This window comes from Arthrobacter sp. efr-133-R2A-120 (genome assembly GCF_030209835.1).
Classification (GTDB): Bacteria; Actinomycetota; Actinomycetes; order Actinomycetales; family Micrococcaceae; genus Arthrobacter.
Genome location: NZ_JARVRF010000007.1, coordinates 156,997 through 170,054 on the forward strand (window position 1 = coordinate 156,997; position 13,058 = coordinate 170,054).

General features: G+C 63.2%; 12 protein-coding genes. 3 read left to right on the plus strand and 9 right to left on the minus strand.

All coding sequences use genetic code 11. The annotated features are described in order from the left end of the window. Positions 1 to 14 precede the first annotated feature (14 nt). The 4 genes from QRN52_RS05225 to galU form a co-directional block, all read right to left on the minus strand. Complete coding sequence (locus QRN52_RS05225; RefSeq protein WP_284751714.1) at positions 15 to 800, minus strand: SDR family oxidoreductase; 786 nt, start codon at positions 798 to 800, stop codon at positions 15 to 17. A 21-nt stretch (positions 801 to 821) separates the two neighbouring features. Continuing rightward, positions 822 to 1,547 (minus strand): hypothetical protein, encoded by a 726-nt coding sequence (locus QRN52_RS05230; protein ID WP_350225124.1) that lies wholly within the window; start codon positions 1,545 to 1,547, stop codon positions 822 to 824. Positions 1,548 to 1,855: 308 nt separating this feature from the next. Beyond that, positions 1,856 to 2,476, minus strand: coding sequence for a GNAT family N-acetyltransferase (locus QRN52_RS05235; RefSeq protein WP_284751697.1), 621 nt, complete (start codon positions 2,474 to 2,476; stop codon positions 1,856 to 1,858). A 6-nt stretch (positions 2,477 to 2,482) separates the two neighbouring features. Then, the gene (galU, locus tag QRN52_RS05240; protein WP_284751698.1) at positions 2,483 to 3,388 is read right to left on the minus strand and encodes a UTP--glucose-1-phosphate uridylyltransferase GalU; all 906 of its coding nucleotides are present in this window, start codon (positions 3,386 to 3,388) and stop codon (positions 2,483 to 2,485) included. A 117-nt stretch (positions 3,389 to 3,505) separates the two neighbouring features. Between galU and QRN52_RS05245 the strand changes: the two genes are divergently transcribed. The 3 genes from QRN52_RS05245 (at position 3,506) to QRN52_RS05255 (ending at position 5,463) form a co-directional block, all read left to right on the plus strand. After that, on the plus strand, positions 3,506 to 4,111 hold the full coding sequence (locus QRN52_RS05245; RefSeq protein WP_284751699.1) for a 5-formyltetrahydrofolate cyclo-ligase: 606 nt from the start codon (positions 3,506 to 3,508) through the stop codon (positions 4,109 to 4,111). Positions 4,112 to 4,266: 155 nt separating this feature from the next. Next, a complete protein-coding gene (locus tag QRN52_RS05250) occupies positions 4,267 to 4,530 on the plus strand; it encodes an FmdB family zinc ribbon protein (RefSeq protein ID WP_059387425.1) in 264 nt (87 codons plus the stop codon). A 102-nt stretch (positions 4,531 to 4,632) separates the two neighbouring features. Further along, a complete protein-coding gene (locus QRN52_RS05255; protein ID WP_350225125.1) occupies positions 4,633 to 5,463 on the plus strand; it encodes an RcpC/CpaB family pilus assembly protein in 831 nt (276 codons plus the stop codon). Positions 5,464 to 5,504: 41 nt separating this feature from the next. Here the strand turns inward: QRN52_RS05255 and QRN52_RS24000 are convergent, their stop codons facing one another. The 5 genes from QRN52_RS24000 to QRN52_RS05275 all read right to left on the minus strand — a co-directional run bounded on the left by QRN52_RS24000 (position 5,505) and on the right by QRN52_RS05275 (position 12,870). Beyond that, a complete protein-coding gene (locus QRN52_RS24000; protein ID WP_390278824.1) occupies positions 5,505 to 5,750 on the minus strand; it encodes a hypothetical protein in 246 nt (81 codons plus the stop codon). Positions 5,751 to 5,789: 39 nt separating this feature from the next. Beyond that, complete coding sequence (locus QRN52_RS05260) at positions 5,790 to 9,656, minus strand: AAA family ATPase (RefSeq protein WP_502869693.1); 3,867 nt, start codon at positions 9,654 to 9,656, stop codon at positions 5,790 to 5,792. Positions 9,657 to 9,784: 128 nt separating this feature from the next. After that, positions 9,785 to 11,389, minus strand: coding sequence for a glutamine-hydrolyzing GMP synthase (gene guaA, locus QRN52_RS05265; protein ID WP_284751700.1), 1,605 nt, complete (start codon positions 11,387 to 11,389; stop codon positions 9,785 to 9,787). Between the two features lie 120 nt (positions 11,390 to 11,509). Beyond that, positions 11,510 to 12,028, minus strand: a complete 519-nt coding sequence (locus QRN52_RS05270) for a DUF3817 domain-containing protein (RefSeq protein WP_284751701.1) — start codon at positions 12,026 to 12,028, stop codon at positions 11,510 to 11,512. Next, entirely contained in the window at positions 12,025 to 12,870 is an 846-nt protein-coding gene (locus tag QRN52_RS05275) for an SURF1 family protein (protein ID WP_284751702.1), read from the minus strand. The genes QRN52_RS05270 and QRN52_RS05275 overlap by 4 nt, the downstream gene beginning before the upstream one ends. Positions 12,871 to 13,058 lie beyond the last annotated feature (188 nt).

The following is a 13,058-nucleotide window of genomic DNA, read 5'->3' on the forward strand; positions in this document are numbered from 1 at the left end:
CCAGTGTCCCTAGGCTACAAACTATCTTCGCGCTTTGCCAACCAAGACTCGAACGTGTCTATCCCCGTGCGCTGGCTTGGGACCAAATTCAGGCCTTTCCGAAGATATTCGCCCATCGCACCCGGCAACGGCACCTCCACGATCCGACCGGCATGCCCCGTAGTTTTTCGCCAGATCTCAGCGAGTTCACGCATGGTTCGGATGTCCGGACCGCCGATGGTCCGTGTCCGGTGTCGCTCCGTTGAAGGCTCCCCCATGCCTTCGGCAACTAACTCGAACGCCACGTCTGACGGCGAAATAGTTTGAAAGCGCGCGCCCTTGAAGACAGGGATCAGGCGGACTTTGGCCCCGGCGTGGAAAACCGCCGCCACCAGGCTGTGGAACTGGGTGGCCCGCACAACAACCGTCTCAAGCTCCGACGTCGCGTAGACCCGCTCTTTGGCTGCTTTGGAGATATAAAAGGCCGCCGCGCTCCTGTCGCAGTTGATGATCGAGAGGAGAACCGCCTTGCGAACGCCGGCACCGGAGGCTGCGGCAAGCAGGCGTGCGCCGCCGTCGGCGTAATTCTTGCGGGCCTTCCCGAACTGCCCTTCCAGGCAATCGATCACGACGTCGGCCCCGCGGAGGGCTTCCGCGAGCCCAGCGCCTGTGGTGACATCAGCCTGAAAGTAGCGAGCGCCGTCGTGATGGGCTCGTGACGTGCCCGACGGCGGGCGGCGGCTCAGCACCGTCACGTCAAGTCCGGCGTCGAGCGCCAAACGGACGACTTCACGGCCCACTTGTCCCGTGCCACCTGCCACGCAGACGGTAGTCAAGGGAGGCTATGCCCGGCGGCGCTGCAGAACGTCGTCGAGGTTGCTGAGGGCGCTCTGAGGCTTGCCGTGCTGCGCCTGGACCGCCACGACCGCGGCCGGCGCGCTGGCCGGCTTCAAGGCGGGCTTGCCGAGGGGCTTGGGAGCCTCAGGCAAGTCGAGGGGTTCCGGTGCCGGTCGAGGCGCCTTGGCGGCGTCGACGTATGTTGGTTTGGGCACGTCCACGGGCTGCCATTCGGATTCCTTGGATTCCGCCGTAAACCGGACCGTGTTGTCGCCGGCGGCGACGGCAACGTTGAGGGCAGCCTGACGAAGTTCGACGGCGGTCAGGCGCGTCGACTCACGGGCGTGGGCTTCGGCGTCGAAAATCTTGGTGGCCGGGCGGTCCGATGCTGGAAGACTTACGCGGGGACTCTCAACTGTGGGACCCATTGCATTGCGGAAGGCCCTGTTCATCCTCGCCCTGCGATCCCTGATGGCCAGCCGGCGAAGCAGGAAGACGGTCCCGACCACGCCGACGATGGATACCAGTGGCACCCAGGCCGAAACGAGGCCCAGGATGCGCAACACGCCGGAAACGGCCGCCGTGAGCAGCAGGAGAAGACCGGCGAGGGCAAGAGCGCAGCGCCCGTATCTGATTTTGAAGGCCCCCGCATCCGATGCAGCATCACGCCGTTCGCCGGCGTCGGCCGAGACCTCGGGCAATGCGGTAGGGGTGCTCTGCATGGTTTCCATTGCTTTCTCCTGCCGAGGGGTGATTGACAGAACCACCCCGGCTTGCAGTTCATGAGCGTCTTCGTCGATCACATCTGCTGGTATGTCACCCGCCACCTGGACGTGCTGGCGACGATTCCGCAGTATGTATGGCGCAACCCAAACAATCCACAGCGCGACAGCAATGACCAATATCACCGAGCTGCTGAGAGGGAAGTCCACAATCAAAACCGTAGAAGCAAATACGCAGGGGCCACCGCATTGCCAACGGTGTGTCGTCGGAGAGTCGGCAAATCAATGGATTTATGACCCTCATTCACCCAAGCGGACTAGTTGACTCCGCGTCTAAGCCAAGCAGCCAGCAGGCCCCCAGGGACCTCCTCCGAGGTCAACGCAAAGCTTCGATGGTCTGCCCATTCTCCATTGATGTGAAGGAAACGCTCACGGCGGCCTTCGTCGCGGAATCCCAGCTTCTCGACAACCCGTAGGCTCGGCCCGTTCTCGGGCCTGATGTTTATTTCCATCCGGTGCAAGCCAAGGGCTTCAAAGCAATGGTCGGTCGCCATGGCAACCGCTGTGGGCGCTATTCCGCGACCGGCCCGGGCCTGGTCGACCCAGTAGCCGAGCGTGGCCGTCATGGCCGATCCCCACATAATCGAGGAGACCGTCAACTGGCCTACGATCCTAGGCTCATGGAACCCGGGAATACGTTCCGTGATCACGAACGGAAGGGCACTCGCTTGCCGAGCCTGCGCGTTAAGGGACGCCACCATCTGCCGATAGTTCGGTAGGCGGCCACCCGGGGCCGGGTTGGAGGCTTCCCAGGGCGCAAGCCAATCACTATTGCGTGAGCGGACCTCGGTCCATTCCTTCTTGTCCCGGTATTGGATGGGACGCAAGACGAGGTCGCCGCATTCGAGCGTCACCGGCCAGATGGCCGACCCCCACACAAGGACCTACTTGCTGAGGCCGGCGGCAAAGCCCGGCAACCACTCACGCAGGCCGGGCCCGAGGTCTTCGCTGTCGCAGGCAAGCTGGACGCAGGCCTTGAGATAGCTGAGCTTGTCCCCGGTGTCGTACCGACGGCCGCGGAAAACGACTCCATAAACACCGCTGCCTTCGCCTTCGCCCGCAGCGAGAACCTGAAGCGCATCTGTCAGTTGGATCTCTCCCCCACGGCCCGGTTCGGTTTTCTCGAGGACGTCGAAAACCGAGGGGTGAAGCACGTATCGGCCAATCACGGCCAAGTTCGACGGAGCTTCATCGACAGCGGGCTTTTCCACAAGTTGCTTGATGCGGACGTAGCCGTCCTCGCCGATATCCTCGATGTCCGCACAGCCATAGGCGCTGATCTGGGAAGGCTCGACTTCAATGAGGGCTACAACGGAACCACCGGTTTTGTGCTGGACTTCGATCATGTCGCTAAGGAGCGTGTCCCGGGCGTCGATGAGGTCGTCACCGAGAAGAACGGCGAAAGGTTCGTACCCGACGTGCTGCTTTGCACGCAACACTGCGTGTCCCAGCCCCTTGGGGTCGCCCTGACGGACGTAGTGAATGTCGCCGAGGTTGCTGGTAGCCTGCACCGAGTCCAGCTTGGTGGTGTCTCCCTTGGCCTCCAGGGTCGCTTCCAAAGCCGGTACCCGGTCGAAGTGGTCCTCCAGCGCGCGCTTGTTGCGGCCTGTGATCATGAGGACGTCATTGAGCCCGACGCTCACGGCTTCTTCGACAACATATTGGATGGCCGGCTTGTCGACTACCGGAAGCATCTCTTTGGGCATGGCCTTTGTGGCAGGCAGAAACCTGGTGCCGAGTCCGGCAACGGGGATAACGGCCTTGCGGACGGCGCAGTTATTGGAAGTCACCGGACTAATCTAACGGAAGGAACTGGACAATGGGCAAAAAGGAAGGTGCCGGAGGGAAGGGATCCCGCCGGGCCTTCCCCGCCCCTGAGCCGCTCAGCAACGAGAACTGGAGCAAAAGTGACTTTGAAAGACGACATCCGCCGGGACAACCGGAACCGGCGGCTCGCCTTGACCGGGCAAGAGCGCGCCGACGCTGGAACGGGGATTGCCCGCGGTGGCCTCTCATGGGCGGATACCGTTGCCCACGGGAAGCCGGCGACTTTTGCGGCCTATGTCGGAGTAGCCGCCGAGCCGCCCACAATGCCCTTGCTTGCGGCTCTGCATGCGGCCGGGCACAAGGTCCTTCTTCCCGTCTGTGAACCGGAACGGCGTCTGAGCTGGGTCTATTGGACACCGGAGGCGGTTTTTGTCCGCTCAAAGTACGCACCGATTGACGAGCCGGTGGGCGAACGATTCGACAGTGACATCATCAAGGATGCGAGTGGAATCTTCCTCCCGGCCACCGCTGTCGATGAAAGCGGAAACCGCATCGGCCAAGGGGGCGGATACTACGACCGCCTCCTCGACAAGCTCGACGCCGACGGGCAGCGTCCGCCGACTGTAGCCGTCGTATATGACCATGAGGTGCTGCCGGCCGGGACGATCCCGGCCGAACCGTTCGATAAGCCCGTGGCGGAGGCGCTTACCCCCCACCGGATAGTCCGGCTGGTTCCGCCAGCATGACGAGGCTTTGCCGGCCTGTCTACTCCGCCACATCTGTGGTACCGGCCTGGATGCCGGATGATAGAATTGGCACTCAGGCCCTGGGACTGCTAATGGACGGAACAATCCGGCTTGGCAGCACAGGACCTGTAGTTCGTCCCGGAGGAGGATCACCAGTGCCCACATATGCCTATGCCTGCAAAGACTGCGGACATGCCTTTGACATCGTTCAGGCTTTCACGGACAGTTCCCTGTCCGACTGCCCTGAATGCCAAGGATCGTTGCGCAAGAAGTTCAACAGCGTGGGCGTCGTCTTCAAGGGATCGGGCTTCTACCGCACCGATTCCCGGGACTCCAAGGGAAGCACCGTTTCGGCCGCTCCTGCCGCACCAGCTGCATCCCCGGCGCCAGCGTCTGTTCCGGCGGCTGCCGCGAGCTGATTGCGGTTTCCAGCTACTCCCGGTTTTTCCACATAGCTCAACGTTTCCACATAGCTCAATAGAGCCCTGCCACGGGCCTGCGTGCCCGGTTAGCGTGGCAGTATGCCAGCGACCCCGAACGCAGCCCAAGGCCCCACTCCTGCCGGGCCTTCATCGATTCCGCGCAGTAGATTCCTCGCGCCGAATGGGACAGCACGCATTAACACGGCGCGCACCCGACGTCTACAGGCTGTTCCTCACAGGGCTGGCGGGCATCTGGGTGCTCCCGCGGGACAAGCCGGGCACCGCAGCTTCGGTAGCTGGCTGAGCCGCAACCGCCGCCTCGTGGTGGCACTCCTGCTGTGCGTGGCGGTCGGGATCGCTGTCCATCAACTTACGCCGGCTTCGGAACAGCGGGCCACGGTCCTGGCCGCCGCGCGGGATCTTCCGGCCGGTTTGAGTTTGACGGATTCCGACCTTAAACCCCTGGAAGTCCTTCCTGATGGAGTTCCAGCCGGGGCACTCACCTCCAGCACTGGATACGGCGGGAGACAGCTTGCGTCGCCCCTGCAGAAGGGGCAGATCCCCACAGACGCCCAGCTTCTGGGACCGGGCCTGCTGACGGGCACCGCACCTGCGACAGCGGCCGTTCCACTACGCATGGCCGATCCCGCATCAATTCAGCTGGTCTCGCCCGGCCAGTTGGTCAACGTTGTGCTCACTGCGGAAGGCGGACTTGAGGACCCGGGCAAGAAACCCGAGCTCTTGGCAGCCGCGGTCCCGGTATTGTGGACGTCCGCGCAGGGAGGCAAAGCCAGCCAATGGTTGGGCACGAACGACGCGGACGGCCTGGTGGTTGTCGCTGCCAATCCCCATCAGGCCGAAATCCTGGCCGGAGCTTCCACGCGCGGGAAACTGTTCTTTGTCCTCGTCAATCCCTCTGGCAACCGGTGATTCGAGACCACCGCCGGATGGTCGCGACCATGATGGAACGTTCAGCCCCAGTGGGGCGGCCTTTGCTCCTTGAGCCAGGCGTCGTGGTCGTAGCCGGGTTCATCACCCCAACGGCGTGGATCATCTTCCGAGGCCCTCTTGGGCAGAATGCCTTCTCCTGCCGGCTTCGGCTCCGGTGCGGGCTTCAATGCTGTTTTCTCCTGCTCGTCCAACTCGGTGTCGGCGTCTTCCGCATCGGCACTGGTGTCCGCAGGGGGCTTGGATTGGGTGCTTTTGCTTTCCGCCATTGCGCTTCCTTAGGGGATGGCCGGTCCCGAGCCGGTGTCTTAGGTACGGCCGTGCTTGGCCGCGGCCGTCTCCCCGGGACTGTCCAGTTCCAATTGTTCAACATCGACGTCCAGGAATCCATCCTGGACGGCACCATACGAGGGTGCTACGGGCTTCTCGAGTCCAAGATAGGACCCGATGCGGTCAGCGCAGGACGAGGGATCCGTGAATACTTCGATGGTCCACAGGGACATGTAGCGCCAGCCGAGGCGCTCCAGGAGCTGGGGCCGGAGCCTACTGCGCTCCCTGACGCTCATGCGGCGGTATCGTTCCGTGCCATCCGATTCAATCGCCACCGGAGTGGGCAATTCGGTGTCGTCACGGCCTATGGTGTGCACGGGATCGGCCGCCGCGGCGATGTCCAAGGCTCCGTCATAGTGATGCCACACCCGGGCCCCCCGGGCACGGAGTCGCTCGCCCAGATCCGCCACCAGCGGATCCTCACCGAGCGCTTGCTCGCTGGCCGCGGCTCTTGTGGCCGGCGTTCCCAGATCCGAGTTCCCCGACAGTTCACGGTCGAGGAGTTCATGGAAATCAACCGCGCCGTGAGCCAACCTGTCCAGGTCGAGGTCCTCCGGACGGAAGCAGCTCAGGACGTGCAACGATCTCCGGGAGCGGGTCATTGCCAAGGCAAATTTGTTTCGTCCGCCTTCGACGGACAGCGGCCCGAAACTGTGCAACGCCCGGCCATGCGGAGTGCGTCCGAAGCCCAGGGAGAAGATGATGTGGTCTCGGACCAGTCCTTGTGCGCGCTCCAAGTCCACCACGCGGAAGGACTCAGCGCCGGCGTTGAAGAAACCCGACAACAGCGGATAGTTGGGAAGCTGGAGCCGTATGGCTTCGCCGATCCTTGCGGCATGCCGCAGGCTTGCGGTAACTACGGCGAGCGAGGTCCTTGGCCGCAGACTGGCGTGTTCAAACACCAGATCGACCACGCGGTTCACTTCGGCCGCGACCGATTCAACACCTTCGTGATCGGCTCCTGGCAGGCCGGTACCATCCGGGATGTACTCAACCACTACCGAGCGGTCCAGCCCGGTGACAGATTGGCCGTCCGGCAGTCGACGCAGGCCGCCGTCGTAGTAGTTCTTGCTCAGCTGCAGCACGAGGTCTTCATCAACTGCGCGATACACCCAGTTCAACTGCCACGTGGGCAAGACCCGGGCCAAAGCACTAAATGCACTGTCAACTGTGTCTTGGCTCGCGACACCGGCCATGGGAGGCTCCACGGCAACGCTGAAGGTGCGGGCGTTGGCGATCTTAGCGTCACCAAAGGCAACCACTTGGTGGGCTCGGGCGATGGCCGGCAGCACGGCCTGCAGGGAGGTGCTCTCGGCATCAAGAATCACCACGGCATCGAATTTCTGCTCTGCAGGCAGGAGGCTGGTCAGCAGGTACGGACTGATGGACCACACGGGAACCAGCCGGGCCACAAGGGCAGGCGCCTGGGCGCTGAGCGCCGAGAGGGTAACGCGGCCGTCCTTGATCAGGTTCCGCAGGAGTTCCGATTGACGGGGATGTTCAGCGATTCCGGCCCGCCACATTTCGGCGAGTCTCCACCGCAGCCGGGCGGCTCCGCTGGCGATGTGCGCGTGGTCCGCCAGGCGGTACTCGGCTTCGAGGCGGCGAAGGGAATCACCGTCGGACATCGCGAGGTAGTCGTCGCCGCTGATCATCGCTTCCAGGGCGGACTGCCACCAGGCAAGGTCCAGTTCCGCGGCAACGGATTCGGCAGGGACTTCGCGTTCCGCCAAGTCCGCGAGAAGCTCGCCGAGTCCATGCTCGCGCATGTTCTCAACCAGAAGCGTGCGCTCCGGGAGCGTTTCCAATGTCCCGGTGTCGGCGACGAGGCGCTCAAGACGCTCCACGAGATCTTCGTAGCGGGTCGCGTGGAGGTCGCCGCCGCCGGCCGTGTGCTTGAGGCAATCGCCCAGACGGCTGAGATCCCGGTCCAGTTCGCGGTAACTGGCGCCCAAGTCCGCGAGTCCGGATGGCACCGCAGGATGGCGTTGGGTGGTCGCGTACTCTGCCCACAGTGCCCGCTGTTCCTGAACGAGCGCCAAGGAGCTGTGAAGGTCCGCAATGTGGACACCGGGCCGGACATACTCCTTTGCCACGCGACGCAAGCGGGAGCGTTGCATCGAGGGCATCTCGACCCCCCGCTCACGTCGCCAAGCGGAGGTGGCGGTAGCCGAAATCAGGTCGTGGACTGGCCGGTCGAAAATATCCGGGGTGAACTTGTCCAGGCTCTCCCGTACCGCCATCAGGAGCTCAAGCTGGGCGCCCCATTCGGCGAAGTTCGCCCCAAGCCGGATTTCGGAGTGCTCCGCGACCTGGTTCATCGTTTCCCGCAACCGGGGAAGTTGTTCCGCGGCACTACTGGCCAGCTGCTGGGCTTCCTCGGTCTCCTTGCGAGTGACCAGGCGTGCTCCGTACCAGGGGCTCGACGTCGACTCCCGGCTGAAGCTGCCAAGCTCGGCAGCGCGCCGCAGTCTTTCAGCGAGCTCACCCCGGTCTTTGATATTGTCCAGCACGCTGCGCTTCAAGCGCACCGTCGTGGCGGGGGCAGGCTGGATGGAGGTCAGCTCTGCGAGCGACTGCATTGCCTGATAGGGCGAGCATCCCCAGCGCTGGCGTACGTTGTGCAAAGACGCGACATGGTCCATGAGGGCATGTCGGTGCTCGGTCAGGGTCTTGTGGAGATTCGCAAGTTGCGGTTCCAGCGACTTTTCGTTGCGGATGATCGCGCTGACCAGCTGACTCTTGAGCTGCTGGGGCGTGGCACCGTTGCCGGGCCTGAACAGCATCGATTCAAGGCCCAGGGCTTCAAAATGAGCCGCAAGGCCGTTGAGGCTCGCTCGCCTGTCGCCCACGACAAGTACCGATTTGCCCTCGTTGACGAGGGCGCCGATGGCGTTGATGGCCGTCTGGGTCTGACCGCTGCCTGGCGGGCTGCTGACCACCAGCGAATCGCCCGCCCGGACGGCATCCACGACGTACTGCTGATCCGAATCCGCATCCAGGAGCAGCGATTCTTCGGCGGGGTCGCGCTCGTCGAGGTTCGGGAACCGCCCGGACTTGATGGGCTCGGGTTCCACGTCCCCGCCGTTGGCGGCTTCAAACAGCGAGGCGACGACGCTGCTGTTCTCGTTGATCCAAGGGTCTTCCAGGTTCCCGGACAGATCCGCCAACGTCGTGATGAGGAGATTCGGGGTTACCTCGGCACCGGGGATCGGTTGCACAAGTGTGGCAAGACGGTCGAGGACAGGCAGGGGGTCGAGGCGCGCAGTGTTGTATGCCATACGGCTCACTGCGTTGACGTCAAAGACAATTCCATGGACGGACTTCAAATGCCGGACCAACGCCGGGTTGATGCCCGCTTGCTCGGTGAGTTGCAGCTCGTAGTCATCTTCGCCCGGCCGGGCGGTAAGCGAGATGGCGGCCAACATGACCGGAGCGGAGACGCGTTGGGGTTTTCCTCCGACCGCAGACGTCCACACGACCGTGCCGCAGGACAAATAACCGGCGTCGATCCCCCGGTCGTTTCCCAATTCGAAAATCTTCGAGCGAAGGTTCCTGGCGGCACGCGCGGCAACGAGATACTGCTGGCGGTCCCGAATCAGGGTGGAAAGCCGGGTTCGACGGCCGGCGAGGAGCTGTGCCAGGCCTGAGGGATGGCCGTTGCTAAGGTCTATCGACCCTTCCGGAGTCTTGACGAAGCGCAGCATGGTGTCCGCGCCAGTCACGGGCTTGAGCCCGGACAGCCATTTCCGGAGCTCTACGGAGCTCTCTTCGTGGCTTTGACCTACTGACACCGCTGCCTTCTTTTCTGTTCTAGCTCGAGACGACTTGGACCAAATCGGCATACTTTCGAGGGTAGCGGGAATCAACCGGCAGTCCGCACCGCAACACTGGTCGAAAGGCAAATTACCCCTGATTTCAGGGGAAATACAAAGTGACCGGCCTCTGGAGCAGAGACCGGTCACTCAGAATGCTATTCCCACTCGATGGTTCCCGGCGGTTTGCTGGTGACATCAAGTACCACGCGGTTGACCCCGTCAACCTCGTTGGTGATCCTGTTGGAGATCCTGGCGAGGAGGTCGTAAGGGAGCCTCGACCAGTCGGCAGTCATGGCGTCCTCGGAGGAAACGGGTCGCAGCACGATGGGGTGTCCGTAGGTGCGGCCGTCGCCCTGCACGCCAACGCTGCGGACGTCGGCCAGCAGTACCACGGGCATCTGCCAGACGTCGTTGTCGAGTCCGGCCGCAGTGAGTTCGGCCCGCGCGATGGCGTCCGCCTTGCGAAGCAGGTCGAGCCGTTCCTTGTTCACGTCGCCGACAATGCGGATACCCAGGCCGGGTCCGGGGAATGGCTGGCGTCCGACGATTTCCTGCGGCAAGCCGAGCTGCGCGCCCACGGCACGAACTTCGTCCTTGAACAGGGCGCGGAGCGGTTCAACGAGTTCGAACTGCAAGTCCTCGGGCAGGCCGCCCACGTTGTGGTGGCTCTTGATGTTCGCGGCACCTTCGCCGCCGCCGGATTCGACGACGTCCGGGTACAGGGTGCCCTGCACGAGGAATTTGATGCTCTCGCCTTCGGACGCAGCCTGGGCGATGATGGCCCGTTCTGCTTCCTCAAATGCACGAATGAATTCGCGGCCGATGATCTTGCGCTTGGTCTCGGGATCGCTGACCCCGGCCAGTGCGGACAGGAATCGCTCCTGCTCGTTTGCGACGTAAAGTTTGACGCCGGTTGCGGCAACGAAGTCACGCTCGACCTGTTCGGCTTCGCCTTCGCGCAGCAAGCCATGGTCCACGAATACACAGGTCAGCTGATCGCCCACGGCGCGCTGCACGAGGGCTGCGGCTACGGCCGAGTCGACGCCGCCGGAGAGGCCGCAGATGACCTTGGAGTCGCCGATCTGCCGGCGGATCCGGTCCACTTGCTCTTCGAGGATGTTGCCGGTAGTCCAGTTCGGCTTCAGGCCGGCTCCGTTGAACAGGAAGTTCTCCAGGACCTGCTGGCCGTGGACGGAGTGCTTTACCTCCGGGTGCCACTGCACACCGTAGAGATGCTTCTCTTCGTTGGCGAAAGCAGCTACCGGTGCGCCCGCGGTGGTCGCCAGGACTTCGAAGCCTTCAGGAGCCTCATGAACGGAGTCTCCGTGGCTCATCCAGGTGTTCTGGGAGTCCGGAACGCCCGCAAGGATGGAGCGGGCTTCACCGACAGTGGTGGCCTCGGTGGCGCCGTACTCCCGCAAACCGGTCTGCGCGACCTTGCCGCCGAGAGCGTTGGCCATGGCCTGGAAGCCGTAGCAAATACCGAAGACCGGCACGCCGGCTTCGAAGAGGTCCGCGCCAACCCTCGGGGCACCCTCGGCATAAACGCTTGAAGGTCCGCCTGAGAGGATGATCGCTGCCGGGTTCTTGGCCAGAAGCTGCTCGGTGGTGAAAGTGTGCGGAACAATTTCCGAGTACACATTCGCTTCACGGACGCGGCGGGCAATCAGCTGCGCGTACTGGGCACCGTAGTCAACAACCAGCACCGGCTTCTGGGAAGTCTGAGCTTCAGAACTGAAGGGTGCGGTGGGAGTAGTCACCGTAACAGCCTACTTTGCCGGGATGCCCCGGTGCATCTTGAAGCCGGTCGTGAAGCCGGGAATCAGCCCACAAACCGTCCCGACGTTAGCGATCTCACAATGTCCGCAGGGGCGGGCCCGTCAGTAGCGCTTGGATGCCTGCGGATTCGCAGCGAGTTCCATCTCTACCTCCGCGTGGAATTTCTTCTCCACAATGAAGGACATGAGAGGGACAACGCCACCCAAGGCGAGCAGGATGAGCTTCATGAACGGCCAACGCATGAGCGACCACAAGCGGAAGTCCGAGATCAGGTACAGCACGTACATCCAGCCGTGGACGATCAGGACGCCGACGGAGACGTTGACTCCGCCAAGGACCGCCTTGGACTCGGCGTCTGCGAATCCGAAACCGAAGGGCTGACCGGTGATTGCGTTGGTACCGCCGGCGAAGAGATACACGCCGAACACATAGCGTGCAACGAGTTCGGCGCACAGGAGCAGCAGCATGGTGCCGGTGAGGTATGCCATGACTTTGTAGAACTTCAGGGCCGAGCGGATCTGGGCCGTGGTTCCGCCGAAGCGGCGCTTCTTGGCCGCGGTTGGCTTGGCGGCGGATTCTCCGGACTGTTCGGGCTGGATGGCCGGTTTGGGCTCAATCATGGCTTTACCTGTTCTGGCTTGGTAATTGCTGGCAAATCGTCTGACGGGAATTCGTCGTCGGGCTCTTCCTCTTCTTCTTCTTCGAGGGTGCGCCGGTAGTCATCGGCCACCATGCGCCACCAGATGTAGAGGGCGAATCCTGCAAAGACCACCCATTCCACGGAGTAGAAAAGGTTGAGCCAGTTGATCTGTTGGTTGGGGGGTTGGGCCGGGATGTTCAGGGGCTTCAGCTGCGCCGGAAGTGCGAGGGTCTTGCCCGCCGATACTTCCGACGTCGCGGCGACGAAGCCGGGATAGCTCGAGACTTCCCACGTGTTGATGAGTTCCGCGACCGAAACCGCAGACGCGCGGCCCGCTCCGGCGTCGACATTTGGCACCGGTGCCTCGGACGGCAGAAGCCGTCCGGTCAATTCAATAGTGCCCGACGGCGGGGGCCCGGCCTGGGCGGGATCGGCGACCCAGCCGCGGGCCACGGGGATCCAGGTCTTCGCAGATGCGCCGGCGCCGTGCAGGACGGGGGCGCCGTCGACCGCAAACGCGTTCACTACCCAGTACCCTTTTTGCCCCGCCAGCAGCCGGCCCTCCACAAGGACCTGTTTGGTGGGGTCGTAGCTTCCCTTGGCGCTGACCATTTGGTCCGACGCGGAACCCGGGAAGAACGTTCCAGGCTGCAATTCCGCGGTAAGCGGCTTGACCTGCTCCACCGCGGGGTCGTCAACTGGGACGTCGCTCTGGGTGGATCTGCCGAACTGCCACTGGCTGAGCAGCACAAACACCCCGGAGAGCAGGAGCGCGAAGACAAGTCCTGCGATCCAGCGGGGCTTCAGAGCGGTTTTCAACACCCCTTAACCGTACTTCGTCAAGCTGTAGAACAGCTAAACGAGGGGTCCCTTCCCCCAAGAGTGGGGCAGCAGGGCCTGCCCCTTCCTAGAGTGGGGCAGCAGGGTCCCTACGTGGCGCGGAACGCGACACGAAAGGGCCTGCCCCTTCCTAGAGTGGGGCAGCAGGGTCCCTACGTGGCGCGGAACGC

What these genes read in the sequence shown, in the direction of transcription:
- QRN52_RS05260 (WP_502869693.1), bottom strand. Translation starts at nt 9,656, where the DNA reads ATGCCGATTTGGTCCAAGTCGTCTCGAGCTAGAACAGAAAAGAAGGCA.
- QRN52_RS24000 (WP_390278824.1), bottom strand. Translation starts at nt 5,750, where the DNA reads ATGGCGGAAAGCAAAAGCACCCAATCCAAGCCCCCTGCGGACACCAGT.
- QRN52_RS05230 (WP_350225124.1), bottom strand. Translation starts at nt 1,547, where the DNA reads ATGGAAACCATGCAGAGCACCCCTACCGCATTGCCCGAGGTCTCGGCC.
- QRN52_RS05270 (WP_284751701.1), bottom strand. Translation starts at nt 12,028, where the DNA reads ATGATTGAGCCCAAACCGGCCATCCAGCCCGAACAGTCCGGAGAATCC.
- QRN52_RS05255 (WP_350225125.1), top strand. Translation starts at nt 4,633, where the DNA reads ATGCCAGCGACCCCGAACGCAGCCCAAGGCCCCACTCCTGCCGGGCCT.